The sequence below is a fragment of the Vreelandella boliviensis LC1 genome (assembly GCF_000236035.1).
In the GTDB taxonomy this organism is placed as follows: domain Bacteria; phylum Pseudomonadota; class Gammaproteobacteria; order Pseudomonadales; family Halomonadaceae; genus Vreelandella; species Vreelandella boliviensis.
Genome location: NZ_JH393258.1, coordinates 687396 through 708776, shown reverse-complemented (window position 1 = coordinate 708776; position 21381 = coordinate 687396). Strand labels below are relative to the sequence as shown.

Annotated in this window: 19 protein-coding genes; 15 read left to right on the top strand and 4 right to left on the bottom strand. The window is 55.4% G+C overall.

Features of this window, described 5'->3' with window-relative positions; translation table 11 throughout:
- Nucleotides 1-155: 155 nt before the first annotated feature.
- The 7 genes from KUC_RS12480 to KUC_RS12450 all read left to right on the top strand — a co-directional run bounded on the left by KUC_RS12480 (nucleotide 156) and on the right by KUC_RS12450 (nucleotide 9219).
- On the top strand, nucleotides 156-1925 hold the full coding sequence (locus KUC_RS12480) for an SLC13 family permease (protein ID WP_007113563.1): 1770 nt from the start codon (nucleotides 156-158) through the stop codon (nucleotides 1923-1925).
- Between the two features lie 90 nt (nucleotides 1926-2015).
- Nucleotides 2016-2681, top strand: coding sequence for an alpha/beta hydrolase (locus KUC_RS12475; protein ID WP_007113562.1), 666 nt, complete (start codon nucleotides 2016-2018; stop codon nucleotides 2679-2681).
- Nucleotides 2682-2760: 79 nt separating this feature from the next.
- Complete coding sequence (locus KUC_RS19115; protein WP_050804855.1) at nucleotides 2761-3441, top strand: hydrogenase subunit MbhD domain-containing protein; 681 nt, start codon at nucleotides 2761-2763, stop codon at nucleotides 3439-3441.
- Nucleotides 3438-4928, top strand: a complete 1491-nt coding sequence (locus tag KUC_RS12465) for a complex I subunit 5 family protein (RefSeq protein WP_007113560.1) — start codon at nucleotides 3438-3440, stop codon at nucleotides 4926-4928. The genes KUC_RS19115 and KUC_RS12465 overlap by 4 nt, the downstream gene beginning before the upstream one ends.
- A complete protein-coding gene (locus KUC_RS12460) occupies nucleotides 4925-6430 on the top strand; it encodes a complex I subunit 5 family protein (protein ID WP_007113559.1) in 1506 nt (501 codons plus the stop codon). Before KUC_RS12465 ends, KUC_RS12460 begins: the two co-directional genes overlap by 4 nt.
- The gene (locus tag KUC_RS12455; protein ID WP_007113558.1) at nucleotides 6427-8199 is read left to right on the top strand and encodes a complex I subunit 5 family protein; all 1773 of its coding nucleotides are present in this window, start codon (nucleotides 6427-6429) and stop codon (nucleotides 8197-8199) included. Before KUC_RS12460 ends, KUC_RS12455 begins: the two co-directional genes overlap by 4 nt.
- Nucleotides 8200-8235: 36 nt before the next feature.
- Nucleotides 8236-9219: a YihY/virulence factor BrkB family protein gene (locus KUC_RS12450; protein ID WP_040480797.1), complete on the top strand. Its 984-nt coding sequence runs from the start codon at nucleotides 8236-8238 to the stop codon at nucleotides 9217-9219.
- An 84-nt stretch (nucleotides 9220-9303) separates the two neighbouring features.
- Here the strand turns inward: KUC_RS12450 and KUC_RS12445 are convergent, their stop codons facing one another.
- Both KUC_RS12445 and KUC_RS12440 read right to left on the bottom strand, forming a co-directional pair.
- Nucleotides 9304-10713 carry a PhoH family protein gene (locus KUC_RS12445; protein ID WP_007113556.1) on the bottom strand — a complete coding sequence of 470 codons (1410 nt, stop codon included), beginning with the start codon at nucleotides 10711-10713 and terminating at the stop codon, nucleotides 9304-9306.
- A 217-nt stretch (nucleotides 10714-10930) separates the two neighbouring features.
- Complete coding sequence (locus KUC_RS12440) at nucleotides 10931-11800, bottom strand: LysR family transcriptional regulator (RefSeq protein WP_007113555.1); 870 nt, start codon at nucleotides 11798-11800, stop codon at nucleotides 10931-10933.
- 115 nt (nucleotides 11801-11915) lie between these two features.
- Here KUC_RS12440 and KUC_RS12435 point away from each other — a divergent pair, with 115 nt between their 5' ends.
- On the top strand, nucleotides 11916-12779 hold the full coding sequence (locus KUC_RS12435) for a cation diffusion facilitator family transporter (protein WP_007113554.1): 864 nt from the start codon (nucleotides 11916-11918) through the stop codon (nucleotides 12777-12779).
- Nucleotides 12780-12809: 30 nt separating this feature from the next.
- Here the strand turns inward: KUC_RS12435 and KUC_RS12430 are convergent, their stop codons facing one another.
- Nucleotides 12810-12998, bottom strand: coding sequence for a DUF3008 family protein (locus KUC_RS12430; protein WP_007113553.1), 189 nt, complete (start codon nucleotides 12996-12998; stop codon nucleotides 12810-12812).
- Nucleotides 12999-13095: 97 nt separating this feature from the next.
- Here KUC_RS12430 and ybaK point away from each other — a divergent pair, with 97 nt between their 5' ends.
- From ybaK to KUC_RS12395, 7 genes are all read left to right on the top strand, one after another.
- Nucleotides 13096-13563, top strand: coding sequence for a Cys-tRNA(Pro) deacylase (ybaK, locus tag KUC_RS12425; RefSeq protein ID WP_007113552.1), 468 nt, complete (start codon nucleotides 13096-13098; stop codon nucleotides 13561-13563).
- A 101-nt stretch (nucleotides 13564-13664) separates the two neighbouring features.
- The gene (gene dbpA / locus KUC_RS12420) at nucleotides 13665-15098 is read left to right on the top strand and encodes an ATP-dependent RNA helicase DbpA (RefSeq protein WP_007113551.1); all 1434 of its coding nucleotides are present in this window, start codon (nucleotides 13665-13667) and stop codon (nucleotides 15096-15098) included.
- 33 nt (nucleotides 15099-15131) lie between these two features.
- Nucleotides 15132-16007, top strand: a complete 876-nt coding sequence (locus KUC_RS12415) for a PA4780 family RIO1-like protein kinase (protein ID WP_007113550.1) — start codon at nucleotides 15132-15134, stop codon at nucleotides 16005-16007.
- A 146-nt stretch (nucleotides 16008-16153) separates the two neighbouring features.
- Nucleotides 16154-17188, top strand: a complete 1035-nt coding sequence (locus KUC_RS12410; protein WP_040481067.1) for an AbrB family transcriptional regulator — start codon at nucleotides 16154-16156, stop codon at nucleotides 17186-17188.
- An 89-nt stretch (nucleotides 17189-17277) separates the two neighbouring features.
- Entirely contained in the window at nucleotides 17278-19176 is a 1899-nt protein-coding gene (locus tag KUC_RS12405) for an ABC transporter ATP-binding protein (protein WP_007113548.1), read from the top strand.
- A 43-nt stretch (nucleotides 19177-19219) separates the two neighbouring features.
- Complete coding sequence (locus KUC_RS12400) at nucleotides 19220-20227, top strand: zinc-dependent alcohol dehydrogenase family protein (RefSeq protein ID WP_007113547.1); 1008 nt, start codon at nucleotides 19220-19222, stop codon at nucleotides 20225-20227.
- Between the two features lie 108 nt (nucleotides 20228-20335).
- A complete protein-coding gene (locus tag KUC_RS12395) occupies nucleotides 20336-20887 on the top strand; it encodes an NUDIX hydrolase (protein ID WP_007113546.1) in 552 nt (183 codons plus the stop codon).
- 55 nt (nucleotides 20888-20942) lie between these two features.
- Here the strand turns inward: KUC_RS12395 and KUC_RS12390 are convergent, their stop codons facing one another.
- Nucleotides 20943-21209, bottom strand: a complete 267-nt coding sequence (locus KUC_RS12390) for a hypothetical protein (RefSeq protein WP_007113545.1) — start codon at nucleotides 21207-21209, stop codon at nucleotides 20943-20945.
- Nucleotides 21210-21381: the final 172 nt, after the last annotated feature.

Sequence of the window (21381 nt, the reverse complement as noted above, 5' to 3'; positions counted from 1 at the left end):
GATTGACCAAGAAACCCCGCCATGTGCGGGGTTTTTTGTGCCTATATATGCCTTATATTCCATTTTGATCTTTAAGTGTTTCTAAAAATAACTTTTTAGAATATAGGATTGGCTTCACAATACCACCATGCTTATTTGTTAAGGATGTTGTGGTTATGTCGCTGGATGCCTGGATAGCAGTAGGGGTAGTGCTTACTATCTTCCCGCTCATGGCCTTTTCGCGCCTGGGGCCGGATATTATCTTGCTGGGCGCAGTTATTTTACTCATGACGCTGGGCGTGATTGACCCGCAGCAGGCGCTGGGGGGCTTCTCCAATAGCGGCCTGTTTACTGTGGCGTTTATGTATGTGCTGGTGGCCAGCATCCGCGAAACTGGCGGCATCGACCTGATTATTCGCTATGTACTCAAACGGCCAAAAAGCGAGCGAGGCGCGCTGGTTCGCCTGCTGATCCCGGTGGCTTCGCTTAGCGGCTTTGTCAATAATACCCCCGTCGTTGCAACCTATATTCCCGCGGTCATGAGCTGGAGTCGTCGGCTGCGCTTGTCTCCCCAGCGGCTGCTGATGCCGCTTAGTTTCGCCTCTATCCTCGGTGGCACCATTACGCTATTTGGCACTAGCACTAACTTGGTGGTACATGGGCTGCTGTTGGAGCGTTACCCTGAGCTTGGCATGGGGCTGTTGGATTTGGCCTGGGTAGGTGTTCCCGTGGCCATCGCAGGACTTGCTTATCTAGTCTTGTTAGGGCCACGGTTGTTGCCCGCTCGGGAGGGGGTGGCCAATGCGTTTGCCAATCCGCGCGAGTTCACTATCGAAATGGAAGTCGACCCGGTAGGAGTGCTGGTGGATCGCACTGTCGAAGAGGCAGGGCTACGTCACCTACAGGAGCTGTTTTTAGTCGAGATTGAGCGTGCGGGCAACGTGGTCAGCGTTGTTGGGCCTGGCGAGCAGCTCAAAGGCGGTGATCGGCTGGTGTTTGCAGGTACCTCTGATGCGGCGGTAGAGTTGCAGCAAATTCGTGGCTTAATTCCTTCCCGTGATGCCACCTCCAGTTTGGAGAAAGAGTTTAAAGAGCGCCGCTTAGTTGAGGCGGTGGTCTCAAATCAGTGCCAGTTTATTGGCCAGCGTATTCGCGATGGCCACTTTAGAACCCTTTATGGAGCAGCGGTGCTGGCGATCTGCCGTGGCGGTGAACGGGTTAAGGGTAATCTTGGCCAAGTGCGACTACAGCCCGCCGACGTGTTGTTGCTGGAGGCGCGGCCCCCCTTTATTGAGCGTCACCGCCAGTCGAGGGACTTTTTGCTGATTAGTGAGCTAAATGGCGCGGCGCGGCCGATTCATGAGAAAGCGCCGCTAGCGTGGGGCCTGCTATTAGGTGCCGTGCTACTCGCCGCTTTCGGTGTGTTGAGCATGCTTAACGCGGCCATGCTGGGGGCGGCATTGGCGCTATTAACGGGCTGTTGTTCGGTGGGCGCTGCCAAGCGTGGCCTGGATACCCAGGTGTTGCTCACCATTGCTGCGTCGTTTGGGGTGGGGGCTGCACTGCAGAGCTCTGGTGCCGCTGAAGTAATGGCCGGCGGGGTGCTAACAATAGTGGCAGGGAATCCATTGCTACTATTGATAGGCACTTACTGCGTCGTCGCACTGCTCACCGAACTGGTGACCAATAACGCAGCGGCGGTAATTATTTTTCCGGTGGTGATGAGCGCTGCCGAAAGCTTGGGCGTTAGCCCGATGCCCTATGTGGTGGCGGTAATGTTTGCCGCCTCGGCAAGCTTTTTAACCCCCATCGGTTATCAAACCAACCTGATGGTATATGGCCCGGGTGGCTACCGGATGAGTGATTTTCTACGCCTGGGCAGTGGATTAAATATACTGACCGGTGCCATAGCGCTCTTTTTAATTCCCCTGATATGGCCCTTTTAACGTGCTGCTACTATTTTAGGGTCTCCCCCCGCTCGCTGTTAACGCGGGTTTGCGCTAGGGTGACGCTTTTTGAATAAGGAATACGACTTCATGACTGCTCCTGGCGAACTGATTATTGAACCGAAAGATGGTCAACCCGCCGATGCCTGCGTCTTTATTATTCACGGCTTAGGTGCGGATGGGCACGATTTTGAACCGTTGGTTCCCGCATTAGCGCTACCCAAAGACTCACACGTGCGCTTTATCATGCCCCATGCGCCACGCCTGCCGGTAACGATTAATGGCGGTATGGTGATGCCCGCTTGGTACGATATTTTAGCGATGGATTTGGGGCGTAGGGTTGATGAGAGCCAGCTCAAGAAATCTGCTAAGCGAATCCAAGCGCTGATTCAAGAGCAGATCGATCAGGGTATAGACAGCCAACGCATTATTGTGGCGGGCTTTTCGCAAGGTGGTGCTGTCGCCTACCACGCCGCGCTGACTTTTCCTGTGCCGCTGGGGGGCTTGTTGGCCATGTCGACCTACTTTGCGACGGCAGACAATATCGACCTTGCAGAAGCTAACCGTCAGATCCCTGTAGAAGTCCAGCACGGTAACTTTGACCCCATTGTGCCTGAAAGCTTGGGTCGCACCGGTGCCGACCGCTTAAAAGCGATGGGTTACAGCGTTAATTATCGCCAATACCCGATGGCCCATGCGCTTTGCCCCCAGCAGGTGAATGATATTGGCAAATGGCTAAGTGCTCGTTTAGGTTAATAGCTGCGTCGACAACGGTGTAAAAGGCAGGCACAGTAAGCACCTATTCGTGACCGATGCAAGGATGTAGCGAAAACGAATGATAGCTTCCTTTGATACGATAGAAGCAGTCCTGGCGCTATGCCTAACGGTGTCGGCACTAGTGTGCCTGTTTGATCGCCACCTGGTGCGCGCCTGCTGCTTTTTTGTGGCCTTTGCTGTCGTCATGACGCTGGCATGGTGGCAACTCGGCGCTCCCTGGCTTGTTGTTACCGAGCTGTTGTTGGGCGTCGTGCTAACAGGGCTCTGCTTTTTCTATGCCCTGGGCCACCTTTTACCTGGTGCTTCTTCCCCTCTCAAGCGCGATACCTTTAACGAACCCTGGTCGCGAGCGGCTATACGTTTGCTGTTGGCGCTGGCCTGGTTTGTGATGATCGGTGCGGCGATTCTCTATGTAATAGTCGACATGGCGTATTCACCTTCAGAGCATCCGCTGCTTCTTGCTGGGGTGGTGATTGCCGCCAGTGCCATAGGGGCATTTGCACTGCATCGCCATCTGCTACGTCGCCTGCTGGCGTTTAATCTGCTTGGCTCGGGGGTGTTTATGCTGCTGGCTGGCGTGGCGGGTACCTCGCCGCCTGCCCAGGCGTTAATTAGCGTGGGGTTGTTAGTCGCCTGGCTAGGGTCGATGCTCGGCGCTTTGCTGATTAGGCAGCTTTTACATCTGGAAGGCATCGAGGCCTTGGGGCATGACGGCGAGTCCAAGGAAGGCGCTACATGATCTGGCGCTTTGGCCTTTTCGATCACACCTTTGAACCCCTTGCCCTTACTCACTGGGCGCTGTTAGCTGCGCTTGGCTTGCCGCTACTACTGGGCTTGCTGGCAGTAGTATTTCCTCTTAAGCGGGCATGGCCCATAGTGCTAGCCAGCGTGCCGGTATTGGCCTCTGGACTAGTGCTGCTCTTTGCTTATGACCAAGCGGGACTTCTGCGTTGGCAGTGGGAAATAGCGGGCGTTCACCTGTCGCTGCGATTAAACGGGCTGAGCGTACTATTGCTATTAATGACTCAGGTAATTGGTGTTGCGGCGGCGCTCTATACCCCAGGGTATTTGCGCTTAAGCGAAACCGGGTCGTTGGCACGCTGGCTGTGGCCTTTGATGGGCGTTGTGCTCAGTGCGCTCTCGTTAATTTGGCTGGCCACCGATCTGTTGACCCTTTATGCAGCACTAGAGCTGATGGGCCTGGCTGCGGTCGGCATGCTGATGCTGTCGGGAAAGGTACCCGCGCTAGTAGCGGGGATGCGCTATTTGCTGTTGGCTCTGGTGGGCTCGTTAACTTATCTGCTCGGGGTGGCGCTGATTTTAGGCCACTGGGGCCGATTGGATTTGCAGGGCTTGGCTGACGTCATTGAGCCAGGGCCGGTGGCATGGTTCGCTGCGGCGCTGATCGGCGCTGGGTTGGCCTTAAAAGCCGCGCTGTTTCCGTTGCATGCGTGGCTGACCCCCGTACATGAGAGTGCCTGGACGCCAGTGAGCGCGCTGCATGCCGCACTGGTGATCAAAGCGTCGCTGTTTATGCTGCTGCAACTGTGGAGCATTCTGCTACCTGATACGTTCTATGCTCCGCGTGTTATCGCCTGGCTGGGCATGTTGGCGATTGTATGGGGTGGGTTGCTGGCCTGGCGTACTGATTCGCTTAAAACGTTAGTTGCTTCGTCCACCGTGGCGCAGTTGGGGTATCTCATGGTGGCTTTTCCGCTGCTGTTGGGGCCGGATATTGCGCCGCTGCCCCGTGCTTTAGCCTGGGAAGGGTTTTGGCTGCAACTGATGGGCCACGCCTTTGCTAAAGCTGCCATGTTTATGGCTGCAGGCAACCTGATACTGGCCACTGGGGAGAGCACGCTCAAAGGCCTGGCCGGTACCAGCCGCCGCTTGTCGCTTTCGCTATTAGTGTTTGGCATCGCCTCTATCACCCTGATGGGACTTCCACCTAGTGCTGGCTTCACGGCTAAATGGATGCTGCTTCAGGCGATGATCATCACCGAGCAGTGGTGGGCGGTGGCGGCACTATTAACCGGTACGCTGCTGACCGCGGCCTATGTGTTTCGCATGTTTCGCTACTCCTTTGATGAGACGGCCCCCCGCCATCGTTATCAACCCTTGGCGCCGGGCATGGATCTGATCGCGTTAACGCTTGCTTTGATTGCGTTCGCCCTAGGGCTATTGGCGCATTTCCCGCTGGAATTGATGCATGGAGGTAGCCCATGAACGCCGCCTGGTTACCGCTTACTGCTTTGGCTACCTCGCTACTGGCCGCTGTGACTATTTTTGCGCTACCGGAAGACGCCAGGCGGCTGCGCACGACGGTTAACCTAGTGGCAGCGGTGTTTAAAATTGTTCTGGTCGCCCTGATGGTCAGGCGGGTAGCCGCGGGGCATGAGGATATTTTTAGCTTTCAAGTGATCGGTGGCGTCGATTTCGTACTGCGTACTGATGCGCTAGGAGTGATGTTTGCCGGGCTATCGTCACTGCTTTGGTTGTGTACCACGGTTTATGCCATCGGCTACTTGGAAAATTCTGCCAACCGGAAGCGGTTCTTTGGCTTCTTTAGCTTATGCGTGGCCAGTACGTTAGGCATAGCACTCGCCGATAACCTGTTTACTTTCCTGATTTTCTACGAAATGTTGACGCTCTCCACGTACCCGCTGGTGGTTCACCGGGGCACTGAGAAAGCCCTCAATGCGGGGCGTATCTATTTACGCTATACGCTAAGTGCCGGTGTGGTGCTGTTACTTGGGGCTGTGTTGCTGTATAGCCTGACCGGGGATCAATCGTTCTCTTCAGAAGAGGGCTTAGGTGACTATTTGAACGATCACCGTGGCCTGCTTACGCTGATATTTGCCTTGTTAGTCGGTGGACTTGCGGTAAAAGCTGCCATGGTGCCGCTGCACGGTTGGCTGCCGAGAGCAATGGTGGCGCCCGCGCCGGTGAGTGCGCTGCTTCACGCGGTAGCTGTGGTGAAGGCCGGTGCCTTCGGGATTCTGCGGGTCGTTTACGACCTGTTTGGCGTTGAGCTGAGCGTGGAACTAGGTGTTATTACAGTGCTAGCGGTGGCGGCCTCTTTTACGATTATTTATGGCTCGTTAAGAGCCATTGCCCAAGAGGAGCTGAAACCACGCCTAGCGTTTTCCACCATTAGCCAAGTCTCCTACGTCATTCTCGGTATAGGACTGTTTGGCCCTTTTGGCACCGTCGGCGCCTTAGCGCATTTGCTGCATCAGGGCTTAATGAAGGTCACGCTGTTCTTTTGCGCGGGCAACTATGCCGAAGAGCTGGGAATTCATCGCATTGATGAGATGGACGGTGCAGGCAAGCGCATGCCGTTGACCAGCATTGCGTTTACCATCGGCGCGTTTGGCATGATTGGCCTTCCGCCCGTGGCGGGGTTTATTACCAAGTGGTATCTCGGGGTTGGCGCGATTCAAGCCGAGATGTACTGGGTCGTCGGTGTGCTAGTGGCGAGCAGTACACTCAACGCCATGTATTTTTTACCCATTGTGCACCGTTTGTGGTTCCGCTTAGGGCCCTCCCACGGTAAAGGTGGTTGGCCCGAAGAGCAGCGTCTAGGCCGTTTAGAAACCCATGGCTGGCTACTTTGGCCCATGGTGTTTACCGCCATGGCCAGCCTGGGAGCCGGATTGTTTGCCGGGCTGCCCTTTAGCCCCTTGGATTGGGCCGCTCGGGTGGCCAACGGGGAGTACCTGCCATGATGACGCTGCTGTTGGCACTATCGCTGCTGTGGCCGCTAGGGGTTGCCGGGGTGGTGATATGGCAGACCTCCAGCACTCCAAGCGCCCGGCGCGAATATTTTTCAGTACTGTGGCTAAGCGCCGCTTGGCCAGCGCTGCTATTAGCCTACGGCGGCGAAGCGCAGTGGACAATGGATGCCTGGATGCTGGGCGGCGAATGGGCGCTAAACTCGTTAAGCCGCCCGTGGCTTGCGTTTACCGCGCTGCTCTGGAGTCTGGCGGCGTTTCATGCCAGGGGCTATTTTGCAGCGGAGCAGGCGAAGGCTCAGGACGGTGATCAAGACGCAGAGCGGCGGCTGTTGCGTTTGGCGCTGTTGTGGCCGCTGACGCTGCTGGGCAATGTGCTGCTGATTATTGCCCAGGATATCGCCAGCTTTTATCTCGGTTTTGCGCTGATGACCTTCGCCGCCTACGCCCTGGTGGTGCATAGCGGTACAGAGGAGGCACGGTTGGGGGCTAAGGCCTATTTGATTTTAGCTGTAGTGGGTGAAGGGCTAATTCTAGGCGGCTTTCTATGGGCAGCCGGTGAAGCTAATACGCTTACGCTCCAAGGGGTACGTGAAAGCATTTTAGTGGCTGAACATGGTGCTTGGATGGCCGCCTTGCTGTGCCTGGGCTTTGGCGTAAAAGCGGGTGTTATCGGTCTGCACGTATGGCTACCGTTAGCGCACCCGGTAGCACCGGCGCCTGCTAGCGCGGTGCTGAGTGGGGCGATGATCAAGGCGGGGCTATTGGGCTGGATCAGTGTGCTGCCGTTAGGCCATGAGCAAGTGTCAGAACCGCTAGCCCGGTTTGGCAACTACATGTTAATCGCAGGGCTGGCGGCGGCGTTTGGCGCCGCGCTGTATGGGGTTTTTCAGCGCCATCCCAAAGCCGTGTTGGCCTATTCCAGTATCAGCCAGATGGGCATGATGACCGCGCTGGTGGCCATGGGCTTGGTCGCCCCAGAGGTATGGCCGCTGCTATGGCCAGGTTTAGTACTGTTTGCCGCCCATCACGCGCTGGCCAAAGGTTCGCTATTTATGGGCACGAGTATCAGCGAGCATCTACCGCGCTGGCCGCTGCCGTTGGTCTGGGCTTTGTTGGCACTGCCGGGTATCTCGTTGGCGGGCGCCATTGGCGCGGGCCTGATCAGCAAGTGGAGTGTTAAGAGTCCGCTCTATGAAATGCACCATGAATCGCTGATCACGCTGCTTAGTTGGGCCGCTGTTGGCACGGCGGCACTGGTGAGTGTTGCCTTGTGGCGTCAGTGGCAGCAGCGCCATCAGGGGGGCAGTAACCGAGAGCAGTGGGGTGCCTGGTTAGTCGCCATCGCCGCAGCGCTGTTAACGCCGCTTTGGCTTCCCCTTCCAGCAGGCAGCATCGAGATACCGCCGCTGAAAGAGTGGCTGGGCATCATGTGGCCCTTTCCGGTTGGGGTGATGTTCGCGATGGTGGGTTGGCTACTAACGCAACCGCTGAAGGGTAAATCGCTCCCCGCAGGCGACCTATGGTGGCTTTACGCGGGTATCGTAGGCGCTGTGCTGGTGCCATTACGCTGGGTTGGGCACTGCTGCATCCAGATAAAAGCGACGAGCGTGGCAACCGCACAAAAAACCGAAGCAATGTTGATGGGGCATTTAACGCGGCTGTTGTCGACCGAGTCCTGGTTGCGTCACCATACCAGTGGTTTGATGATGATACTTGCCGTGCTGCTTGCGGCGCTACTGATGTGGGAAGGCCAGCGATGAGTCGATTGTGTGGAATTTACTTGTCAGGAACGTGCTATGAGTAAACTGCCTCGCGGTCGCCGCGCGCTAGTACCCAGTGATATCCCCCAGCGGGGTTGGCACGATATTGCCTGGCGGGTAGTGCGCGCTGCGCGCCGTAATCGTCTTACCATGCTGGCCGCAGGTGTGGCTTTCTACGCCTTGCTAGCGCTGTTTCCCACCATTGCGGCGGTCATTTCTCTCTGGGGGTTACTGTTTGATCCTTATGAAGCTGGCCAGCAGTTGTACGAAATTAGCCGCTTTATGCCGCCGGATGCTGCCAAACTGATTGATCAGCAGGCCCAGAAGGTCGTGGAGAGCGCGGAATCGGGTAATTTTCTGGGCGCTTTAGCCGGGTTGCTGATTGCAATGTATATCGCTTCCAAAGGAGTGGCGGTGCTGGTTATCGGTCTTAATGTGGTTTACGGCGAAACCGAAAAGCGCAGCCTGTTACATCGCAGTACGGTATTGGTATCACTGACCTTTGGCTTGATTTTTATGACCCTGGTCTCGCTGGCGTTTATTGCCATCGTGCCGGTGGTGGTTAACTCCCTGGCGATTGACCAACCGCTGAACCGAATACTGCAGTGGCTGCGCTGGCCTGCACTATTGTTGATGATGAGTATGCTAATTGCGCTGCTCTACCGCTACGCGCCCTATCGGCGTTCAGCCCAGTGGAGCTGGTTAAGCTATGGCACGCTGCTGGCGACGATAATGTGGTTATTAGGTTCCGGCGGGCTTTCGCTCTATGTGCGCTACTTCTCTACCTTTAGCGAGCTTTATGGCTCATTGGGAGCGGTGGTGGCGCTAATGTTATGGTTCTGGCTCTCCGCTTTTGTTGTGCTGTTTGGTGCGGAAGTTAATTGTGAGATGGAGCGCCAAACCTTCACCGACACCACCATTGGCGAGACGCGTCCGTTAGGGGAACGCGAGGCGTTTGCCGCGGACACCATTGGCGCCCCTCGGCCGAGGAAGGATATTAAGGAAAGTAACGATACATGATGGCGAAGAATCACCTCCCACCAGTGGTGGGAGGCGATTGGTTTAAAATAATAGGTTTAAAACAATAGGTTTAAAACAACAGGCTTAAAGCAGCTCTTCCGCCGCCAGGGCCAAGCGCGAGCGTTCAACGCTTTTCAGGGTGATATGCCCGGCGTGGGGCCAGTCGCGAAAGCGCTCAACCACCGCGGCCATGCCACAGGTGTTGGCAGTGAGATAAGGCGTATCAATCTGTCCGACGTTGCCCAAACAGACAATTTTGGTATTGCGCCCCGCCCGTGTTACTAGTGATTTAAGCTGTTTGGGGGTGAAGTTTTGCGCCTCATCAATGATTAGAAAGGTATCGTTCAAGGTGCGGCCGCGCATAAAACTTGGTGCGCGTATCTGCACTCGCGAGCCAATCAGTTGCCGTGTGGCGCCGTTATCCCAGCTGGAATCGCCTTCCTCATTGCGCAACAGATTGTCCATATTGTCATGGAAGGCACCCATCCACGGTGACATTTTCTCCTCTTCAGTGCCGGGCAAAAAGCCGATATCTTCGCCCATAGGGATCGGCGCGCGGGTAAACACAATGCGCTCGAACAGCTTGGCGTCGAGGGTCTGCTGAAAGGCCGCGGCCAGGGTCATAAAGGTCTTACCGGTACCGGCATTACCGGCAATGGTGACCAGGTCAATATCGGGATCCATGAGTAGGTTTAGGGTGAAATTTTGCCGACTGTCGTGGGCGTGAACGCCCCAAACGCCAGCGTGGTGGCGGTAGTTCGTCAGCAGTTGAAGGCGGGCCGAAGAGGGGCTCAGCTCGCGAATGATCGCTTCAAACTCCGCCCCGTTTTCGCTATCCGATACCAGCATGCCCACGTGCCAGTGGCGGGGCATGGTACCGGTGAGTTGATAGAATGTTTGGTGATCCAGGCGCTCCACAGTGACATCGACATTCAATGCTTCCCATAGTGACGCGCCATGCTGGCCTGCAGAGGCGTAGACCTGTGCGCCCTCAATCATGGCGTCGCTGTCGGAGAAGGCGCGATCGTTGAGATAATCCTCAACCGGCACTTTCAACGCGGCGGCTTTAACGCGGAGGTTGATATCTTTGGTAATCAGGATGACGGAGGCGTCGGGACGTTCTTCGCGTAGGCGGCAGGTCTCCGCCAGTATGCGGTTATCGGGGCTATCGTCGAGGGCGTCAAAGAGCTTTAAATCGTTGTAGCATAAAAAGTGCAGACGTCCTGTGTCGCCGCTAAGCCGGGGAATCGGAATGCCGCGTTGGATCTCATCAAAGGTGACTTGGCTGGTCAGGTCAGAGAGCGTACGGCTGATTTGGCGGGCCGTGCGGGCAATTTCACGAACACCATTTTTGTGCTTATCAAGTTCCTCCAGGACGGTCATGGGGATAACGACGTCGTGCTCATCGAAGTGGTAGAGCGCGGTGGGGTCATGAATGAGGACATTGGTGTCCAACACATACAGCCGAGTGGCTTTCTTATCGAGTCGTACCATCGTTGGAATCACTCCTTGGTTGACGGCAACTTCGACACTGGCAGGTGCATATGACGCCTGGATGACACTTGCCAGTGTTCCGTACGTGGCGTGTCCTGGCAGCTCCTTATTTAGCACTTTTTAATAGCGTGGAAGGCTTTGGTGTTTTTTTCCACATAAATGATTTCAACGATATGCCAGTTAGCCCTGGGTGTTAGCTCTGGATTAGTATTGGATATCAGTTCTGGGAAGCTAGGAAATACACCACCTTGTTTAACAAGGCGGTAGCCACTACGCCGCGGTTATCGCTTTCCACGTAACGGTAATAGTGGCTAGCCAAGGCTAGATCATGATTAAGCGTGCAGAGCGTGCCAGCCTCTAGGGCGTCTTTAACCAGCGGATAAGGCAGCAGCGCCCAACCGGTAGCGTTGATGACGGCGTCGCGGATCACCTCAAACATGGTTAAAGCAAGATAATTACCTGAAAACAACGCTTCGCTGATCAGCTTGTCATCCTGCACGTGGGTCAAACACACTTGGGTGTACTGTGCTAAGTCATCGCGGTTAATGCTGGGGAGTCGGCTTAGTGGATGAAGGGGCGCTGCCACTAAACGCATACTGACGGGGGCAAGGCTGGTCGCGTTGGCGTCAATGCCTTCAGCGGTATACAGTCCAAAGGCAATGTCCACCGTTTGGCGCTGGACAAACTGGGCATGCTCTTGGGGTGGCACCAAGTACACCGAAATCGCGGTTAGCGGGAACTGCTGTTTTAAATCATGCATTACCTGGCGCCAAAACGCCTCGGGCAAGGCATCATCACGGGCAATGCCGAGTTGGCTCTCCACTCCCTGCAAGTGCTGGTGACAGTGTTTTTTGATTCGGCTGGCGCTTGTCAGCAGTCGGTAGCAGTCGGGGAGCACACTATCACCCACGGCGGTAAGCGTTAGGCTATTGCCCGAACGCTCAAATAGCGCCACACCAAGGCTGTCCTCTAGCGCATTAACGGCGGCACTCAGCGTGCTCCGTTTAAGGCCGGTATGTCTTGCAGCGGCGGCAAAGGAGCCATGCTCGGTGACATCAATAAAGGCCTGTACCTGTTCTGCACGCATAGTCGCCTCGTTAAGCGCTTTGAGCGCCAGTTAATTTGGCGCTGAGCGATTCGTGATTGTCATAACTCTTCACTATTATGGCGCACAATTTGTCTAATGTGATGGAGTTATCCGCGTGACCCCCTTTGTTGCCGAGCGTCGTGCGCTAAGATTTTCAGCCATTTCTGCTAGCCTGTTTGCGTTTGCCGGGCTAACGCTAGGGTTGGCCAGCGGTTCCATAACGATTCTGTTTGACAGTGGTTACTCGCTATTGAGCCTTGTGCTGGCATCGTTATCTTTGTTTGCGCTTAAGCAGGCGCGCAAACCCGCAGATGATCATTATCCCTTTGGGCGGCTGACGGTAGAACCGCTTGCTGTACTGCTCAAAGGCGTCGTGATCGCTATGGTGTGTATCGTCTCGTTGGTTTCCGCGCTGTGGAGCCTGCTCGATGGCGGGCGGCAGGTAACGCTGGATTTGGCCCTGATATTTGGTTTGGTCAACGTAACTGGCTGTTTATTAACTTGGTGGTGGCTGGCGCGCTACGCCCGGGTGGCGCGCTCCTCGCTTTTGGCCGCAGAGCTAGGTCAGTGGCAGATGGATACGTTGCTGAGTGCCGCTGTCATGCTTGGTTTTGGACTTACTTGGGTGCTAACCCTGTCGCCCTGGGCCAGCTACGCACGCTTTGCCGACCCGGTGATGGTGCTGGTTATCGCTGGCTACTTCTTGCCCATGCCGATTCGTATGGTGCGTGGGGCGCTGCGTGAACTTATGTTTGGCGAGCCGTTAGGCAGCGTGCGCGAGGATGTGGTGCAAGAAGTCGCCGACTTTGATGTTACTGCCGACGACATTCGCTTGGCTCAGGTGGGTAGCTTCCTGGTGGTGGATATCCAACTGGGTAAGCAGCAATTCGACGACGCTCAAGAGATTGTGGACAGCGTAGAGAAACGCTGTAAGCGGCTAAACCTGCGCCCTGTTACCAGCCTAACGTTAGTAACTTAAAGCCGCGAAAAGCATGAAGCGTCGACAAGTCTAATCGTTTTCCTTTTTCTGCGGCTTGCCTTTGCGCTTTGTGCCCGCCATTTCCTCTAGCTCATCTGCACTCATCGAGTCGTACATCTCCTTAGAGGCGCCTACCAGCTCGCTGGGTTGGGTGTCACCGCGCTTGGCGGAAAGTGCCGCACCAGCGGCTTTCTGCTGTGCTTTTGAAGTGGCTTTCATTTTAAGACTCCTGTCAGTTGACTTCCTTAACTTGGGCACGTTATTAAACCTAGCAGTGGGTAGTGATGTTTCCATATTGGCTGACTAAGAGAATTTCATGACACCGGCTATTAATAGTGCAAAACACGCAGGCATTGCTTTTCAAATCCATGAGTACGATCACGATGCGTCCGCGCAGTCCTATGGATTGGAAGCGGCTGAAAAACTGGGCGTAGCGGTTGAGCAGGTATTTAAAACCTTAGTGGTAAAGCTGGATAGCAAACAGCTGGCGGTAGGCATTGTGCCGGTGAATGGCCAACTGGGGTTAAAGCAGATAGCCAAAGCTGCAGGAGCGAAGAAAGCGACCATGGCGGAACCGTCGGAAGTGGAGCGCACTACCGGTTATGTGCTGGGGGGCGTTAGCCCGCTGGGGCAGAAAAAGCGCTTAGCCACTTTTATTGATCATTCTGCCGAAAATTTTGCCAGTATCTATGTGAGCGCCGGCCGCCGGGGGCTTGAGATTGAGCTAGCGCCTGGGGATTTAGCCACGCTGAGTCAGGCTACTTTTGTACCCCTGGCCACCTGATGTCGAAGTGATGGCGGCGCAGCCCAGGGTACTTTCTGGTATGGTGCGGTAATATTTGCGCGTGTCGTTTGCCCTTTCGCTAGCGTGCGCTGTTTTTTTCGATGGCCACCTACCTGTGGCCCAAGCAAGGTAATATCGTGTCTGACTCCTCTTTCTCCTCGTTAGCGTTGCCAAAAGCTCTGCTGAGCAACCTTGCGTCCCTTGGCTACCACGAAATGTCGCCGGTGCAGGCGGAAAGCCTGCCGCCGATGCTGGCCGGGCGCGATGTGCTGGCGCAGGCGAAAACCGGTTCAGGTAAAACCGCAGCGTTTGGTTTGGCACTGCTGGCTAAACTGAAAGTAGAGAGCTTCGCAGTGCAAGGCTTGGTGCTGTGCCCCACCCGGGAGCTCGCTGACCAGGTGGCTGAAGAGCTGCGCCGTTTAGCTCGTGGCATGGCCAATGTAAAAATACTCACCCTCTGCGGCGGTGCGCCCTTTGGCCCGCAGCTCGGCTCTTTAGAGCACGGGGCACATATTGTCGTGGGTACACCAGGGCGTATTGACGAGCATTTGCGTAAAGGCTCGCTCACCCTGGATTCACTCTCGATACTGGTGTTGGATGAAGCGGATCGCATGCTGGATATGGGCTTCCAAGCGACCATTGATGACATCATTGCCGATACCCCCACTGACCGCCAAACGCTACTGTTCAGCGCCACTTTTCCGGATGAGCATGCATCTGGCGGCCTAACCGAGATGACCCGTGGCATTATGCGTGAACCGGTGATGGTCAAAATCGCTGAGGTTCACGATGCCAGCACGATTCAACAGCACTTTTATAGCGTCGCCAATGAAGAAGCGCGGTTCGACGCCCTGCGCCAACTGCTGCTGGTCTATCGGCCCGCGACCAGCGTGGTATTCTGCAACACCAAGCGCGAGACCCAGGCAGTAGCAGAGCAACTAACCGATGCCGGGTTTAGCGCGGTAGCGCTCAATGGCGATTTAGAGCAGAAAGACCGCGACCGTATTCTGATTCTGTTCTCTAACCAGAGTGCATCTATTTTGGTGGCCACGGACGTTGCTGCCCGTGGCTTGGATATCGCCCAGTTGGACGCCGTGTTTAACTACCAAATTGCCCGCGAGCTTGATGTTCACGTGCACCGGGTAGGGCGTACCGGGCGTGCTGGGGCCAGTGGCATAGCCTGCACACTGGTGACCCCTAAAGAGAGTTATCGGCTGGAACGGCTGGAAGGGTTGCTGGAGCAGCCTATTGCCACTGAACCCTTGCCTAAACCTCAGCATTCGGTACCGTTTGAGCCGCTAATGGCGACGTTGCAGCTAGCCGGTGGCAAGAAAGACAAGCTGCGTCCTGGTGACATTCTTGGCGCACTGACCAGTGAAGGCGGGTTGCACGGTGATCAAGTGGGTAAAATTAAAGTGCTCGCGCGCAGTGCCTATGTGGCTGTTGAGCGCGATGTGATTCAACAAGCTCAGGCCAAACTTGAGCGTGATAAATTAAAAGGGCGTGCTTTCCGTGTTCGCCGTATCCGTTATTGAACGCGTACCAAAGAGGAGCCGACGCAGCTAACCATGAAAATCCCTAAGCGATTACAACCCTTGGTCGATGATGGAATGATCGACGAGGTGCTGGTGCAGTTAATGAGTGGTAAAGAAGCGCAGGTCTACGTGGTGCGCTGCGGTGAGGAAGTGCGCTGTGCCAAGGTGTTTAAAGAGGCCAAACAGCGCAGCTTTAAACAGGCCGTTCAATATCAAGAAGGGCGTAAAGAGCGCAATAGCCGCCGTTCACGTGCGATGGCCAAAAAAACCCGTTACGGTCAAAAAGAGCAGGAGCAGGCATGGCTCAACGCCGAAGTCGATGCGCTCTACCGCCTTGCCTCGGCAGGCGTACGGGTGCCCGAGCCCCATGGCTTTGTTGATGGTGTATTGCTGATGGAGATGATCAGTGACGCCGAGGGTAACGTAGCGCCGCGCTTGGACGAAGTGACGCTAACGCCAGAGCAAGCCGTCACCTATTACGCCAAAGTCATTCAGGACGTGGTTAAAATGCTCTGCGCGGGTCTGATTCACGGTGATTTGTCGGAATTCAACGTGCTGGTCGATGCCTCCGGCCCGGTTATTATCGATCTGCCCCAGGCCGTTGACGCCGCCGGTAATAACAGCGCGGCCGCCATGCTGTATCGCGATGTGGATAACATGCGCAACTACTTCGGCCAGTTCGCGCCGGAGATTCTGAATACCGAGTATGGCAGAGAGATGTGGGCGCTTTATGAGTCGGGCGAACTGCATCCGGATAGCAAGCTCACCGGCCACTTCGATGCCGACACCCACATTGCCAACGTCGATGAGTTGATGGAAGTGATCGACGATGCCAAAGAGGAAGAGGCCGATCGCTTGGCGCGCATGCGCGATGAAGACGACGATGGCGAGATTCCCCAGCCTTACTGAAACAACCTTGGTGATAGCCCCGATCGATAGCCATAGGCGCCGTAAATCGATATTCTTAGCATGTTAACTGTTATCGGCAGTTCTGTTATTAGCAGTACTGCCACTCAACAACATGGCTAAGGCGAGGAGCACGCGTGAGGGGCAGCATAAAGGGAGTGTCGGCAGGGAGCGCAAAAGCGCTGGCAATATCGCTAACCGTTGGCGCCGCCGGCGGTACGTTATTTCAACTGACCGGTTTACCCCTTGCCTGGATGCTTGGCCCGCTGATTGCCAATCTGCTGGCCTCTTCTCAAGGCGTTAAGGTTTCGGTGCCTGAGCCACTGCGTAATGTTTTTTTAGCGGTGATGGGCATGGTGCTGGGTAGTCAGGTGACGCCGCAGTTGGCGCACCGCGTAGTGGATTGGCCTGTTTCCGCCGCGCTACTGTTGCTGGGGGTGGCGGCCTCCACCGCTGTAGCCGCCGCCTGGTATCGACGCTGCGGGTTTGATCCGGTTAGCGCTTGGTTTGGCGCCTCTCCTGGCGCGATGACAGCGATGATCATGCTAGGTGAGAAGTGCGGTGGCGACCCCCAGCGCATAGCGGTCGCGCAGTCGCTTCGCATCATTTTAGTGATTCTTTTTTTGCCGCCGCTATTTTGGGCCTATGAGGGCGGCGGTGACGGGATCGGCCCTGTTCACAGCAGCTTTGAACACGGCTGGATGCTATTGATGATCCCGCTGCTATTGCCGATAGGTCGCTGGCTGCGAATTCCCAGTTCCGCACTGCTGGCACCACTGCTATTTGCTGCTTTATTATCCGGTATTGATATTGCCAGTCTCGCTCTCCCAGAGTGGGGAATGAACCTGATGCTATGGGTACTGGGCAGCGCCATCGGCTCGCGCTTTCAGGGCATGACGCGCAAGCTTTTTGGCCGCTATTTATGGCAGTCCGGCGTGGCGACGTTGTTAGCGTTGCTGGTACTGGCACTATTTGCCGAGCTGATTCACCAACTGCTAGGGGTAGGTCGCGACGTGGCGCTGCTGGCGCTGGCGCCTGGGGGCATTGGCGAAATGGCTATTTTGGCCGTCGCGCTAAATATTGACCCGGTGTTTGTTGCCTTTCACCACCTGCTGCGCATGGTTACGCTGATGATTATTGCGCCGTTCTGGGCACGCTGGCTGCTGCGCCACTCCAATTCTTAATGACATTTCAACGACATCTACACTCTCCACACTCACGCATAACAAATTAAAGACCGTCAATACCAACGCCAGTAACGTAAGGAAACCTCATGCTATCGCGTGTTTTACAGCCGTTATTTCGTTACTTCGAAACGCGGGTTAACCCCTACCCGGAAGGCGAGGTTGAAACGCCGCCTAAGGGCTTAATGCCGTTTATTGTGCACTTTTCCCGTCCGATGCTGCCGCTGTTGCTGCTAATGACGCTGTTCACGGCGCTGGTATCGGCGGCTGAAGTGGTTTTCTTTAGCTACATGGGTCAACTGGTTGATTGGCTGGGCAACGTTGAACGGGTGGGCTTTTGGTCGGAAAATGGACTCTGGCTTGCTGGCCTGGGGTTGTTGATGCTGGTCGGTTTGCCTCTGCTGGTGTTGTTGCAGTCGCTGGTCACCCATCAGAGTATTTTCGGTAACTACCCGATGATTGGCCGCTGGCTATCCCACCGCCATATGCTTAGCCAAAGCCTGGCGTTTTATCAGGATGAGTTTGCTGGGCGGGTATCGCAAAAAGTGATGCAAACGGCGCTGGCGATTCGTGAAACCGTCACCAAGGTGATGGATCTGCTGGTCTACGCTATCGTCTACTTTACCGGCGCGGCCTATTTGTTGGGCCGGGCGGATCTGTTGCTACTTATCCCGTTGGGGCTCTGGTTAGTGGGCTATCTGGCGATTATGCGCTACTTCGTGCCGCGCCTGCGCGATGTCTCCATGGCCCAGGCTGATGCCCGTGCCCAGATGACCGGCCGCGTGGTGGACAGCTACAGCAATATCCAAACCATCAAGCTGTTTGCTGACACCGAGCGCGAGCAGCGTTATGCCAAGGACGCCATGGAAGGCTTTATGGTCACTGTGCATCGCCAGATGCGGTTGGTGACCATCATGAGTGTGGGCCTTACGCTGCTGAATACCGCGCTGTTGATAGGCACAGCGGCCATGGCCATAAGCGCCTGGTACACAGAAGCGATTTCGCTGGGCGTGCTGGCGATCGCCATTGCCTTGGTTATGCGTATTCGCTTTATGTCCGACTGGATTTTGTGGGAAGTCGCCGGGCTGTTTGAGAATATCGGCACCGTACAGGATGGCATGAATACCATTGCCCGGCAGCCTACTGTGCGTGACGCCCCAGGCGCTCTGCCGTTGGAGGTGCCCCAAGGGGAAATTCATTTTGACGCCATGCGGTTTGGTTACGAGCAGGCCAAGGGCGAAAACAAAACCGTGTTTGATGGCTTGAACCTAACCATCGCTCCCGGTGAAAAAATCGGTTTGATAGGACGTTCAGGGGCGGGTAAATCGACTCTTGCCAACCTGCTACTGCGTTTTTACGACGTGCAGGGTGGGCGTATTCTGATTGATGGACAGAACATTGCCGATGTTACCCAAACCTCCCTGCGACACCAGATTGGCATGGTGACCCAAGACACCTCGCTGTTGCACCGTTCGCTGCGCGACAACATTCGTTATGGCAGCCCCCACGCCAGCGACGAAGACGTGTGGCAGGCGGTGTGCCGCGCCCACGCCGATACCTTTATCAATGACCTGGTTGACCCGAAAGGGCGCCGCGGCCTGGATGCCCATGTGGGCGAGCGCGGTGTTAAGCTTTCCGGCGGGCAGCGTCAGCGGATCGCGATAGCTCGAGTGCTGCTCAAAAATGCCCCGATTCTGGTGCTGGATGAGGCCACCTCGGCGCTGGACTCAGAAGTGGAAGCCGCCATTCAAGAGCAGCTAGATACGCTGATGGAAGGTAAAACGGTGATTGCCATTGCCCACCGTCTCTCCACCATCGCCATGCTCGACCGACTGATTGTGGTAGATGAAGGGCGCATCGTCGAAACCGGTACCCATCAGGAGTTACTGGCAAAAGGGGGTATCTATTCCAGCCTTTGGCAGCGTCAGTCGGGTGGTTTTTTAGGTCACGACCTTGATCTCGAAGATAGTGCCCTCATCTCAAATTAGACCAGTCGTTTTTTTAACGACATGCGTTCAATAGGAGGTAGTGATGCAAGCCATTCAGCTTCGAAAGCCCGGCGGTTTAGACAAGCTAGAAGTCGTTGAACTAGCGGCCCCAGGCGAGCCTGGCCCAGGCCAAATTAAAGTACGCCTGCACGCCAGTTCGCTGAATTTTCATGACTACGCCGTGGTGGCGGGAATGATTCCCACCGACGATGGGCGTATACCCATGTCGGACGGCGCGGGCGTTGTTGAAGCCGTCGGCGAAGGTGTTAGCGAATTCGCGGTGGGCGACCATGTGGTTTCGACCTTCTTCCCGCATTGGCTGGAAGGCCCCGCCAGAGTGGGTGATTTTCGCACTACGCCGGGCGACGGCGTGGATGGCTACGCCCTCGAGCAGGTGGTCCGCCCCGTTGAGTGGTTTACCCATCAGCCCAAGGGCTACAGCCACGCGGAATCCGCTACCTTAACCACCGCTGGCTTAACCGCTTGGCGGGCGCTGGTCGTCGATGGTGGCATTAAAGCGGGCGATAGCGTGCTGGTGCTGGGCACCGGTGGGGTATCCATTTTTGCCCTGCAGTTTGCTCGCCTAATGGGCGCGCGGGTAATCGCTACTTCTTCCTCTAACGAAAAGCTGGCGCGTCTGCGTGAGATGGGCGCCGAGCACACTATTAATTATAAAGAGACGCCTGATTGGGGTAAGCGAGTTAAAGAGCTTACCAATGGAGAAGGCGTTGATCATATCGTCGAAGTGGGCGGGCCGGGTACGTTGCCGCAATCCTTTGATGCGATCAAAATCGGTGGGCATATCGCCTTGATTGGTATCCTCACCGGCCGCGAAGGTGAAATACCCACGGCTAAATTAATGGCTAAGCAGGCGAGTTTGAAAGGCTTGATTGTGGGCAGTCGTCGCCAGCAGATCGAGATGATCCGTGCGCTGGAAACATTCGATATGCATCCGATCATTGACCGTGAATTTCCGCTTGCCGAGATAGCCGACGCTTTCCGCCATCAGGAGTCTGGCCAGCACTTCGGCAAAATTTGCCTGACCATGTAAGCTTTTCATGCAATCAGCAGCCTGACGTTAAGCGGCCATTCGGGTAGAATGGCCGCTTTTTTCATCTAGCCATTAACCAATTTACTTACTCATTTAAATACGGTGCTTATGCAACGTTTAGCTCACTTAGTGCATGAATCTTTAGCCCAGCCGCTGGATGTCGAGCGGCTGCGGGTATTAAAGCGTGAGGCAGCCAGAGCCATCGTCACCCGTGACGATAAAATACTGCTGCTGTATACCGAACGCTATGACGATTTTAGCTTTCCCGGTGGCGGGATTGATCCGGGGGAAAGTCCTGAGGCTGGCTTGCATCGTGAGCTTCATGAAGAGACGGGTGCAAACCAAATCGAGATCGTTTCCCACTTCGGCTATGTGACCGAATACGCGCCCACCTTTAAGGCGGACTGGGACGTGATGTATCAGACTTCACACTGGTTTAGCTGTGAGATCGGCCATACGCTAGGCGAGACACGCTTTGAAGATTATGAAGTCGCCAACGGTATGTCCGCTGCTTGGGTGAGTCTTGAAGATGCGCTGACGCATAATCGGAGTGTGATTCAGCGCCGCCCTAGCAAAATGGGCATTTCCATCCATAGGGAAACCCTGGTGCTTGAGCGTGTTGCCGAGGCACTTATGGAAAGCCCGCAAGTGCCTGCGTAGGGAAGGGTCAGTCGGATTACTGAAAGAAAGGGGTGGGAAGGTTAGTCAGTGACGACTAATCTGGCAATCGGCTGTAGACCACACCCTTCACTTCAAGCTCCAGTATCTCGTCATAGGGTACCGTGACGCCTTCTACGTCCCCTGGCGTTTTGTGGCTGTTCTTGATCTCGGATTCAGGTATCACCTTCACGCCCACTAACCCGACATGCTGGATTCTGGCGCTAAAGCGATTGCCTTCATGCTCAATCAGCAGTCGTTCACCGGCAATACACTTCTCGAGCTTGGCGTGCAGCTCTGCTTCACTAACGTGAACAACACTCATCGCTTTCTCCTTTAGCTTATGCCATTGCTTAGGCAATAAAATAATAGTCCGTTAAGTGTGCTAACTACTGGCTATAAAGACTTTATTTTAGACCATAAGTTCGCCTGAGAGGTTAGAACCGGGGTGCGTCATGCTAAAGTGAGTGCTTAACGCTAGCCATAGGGATAGAGTC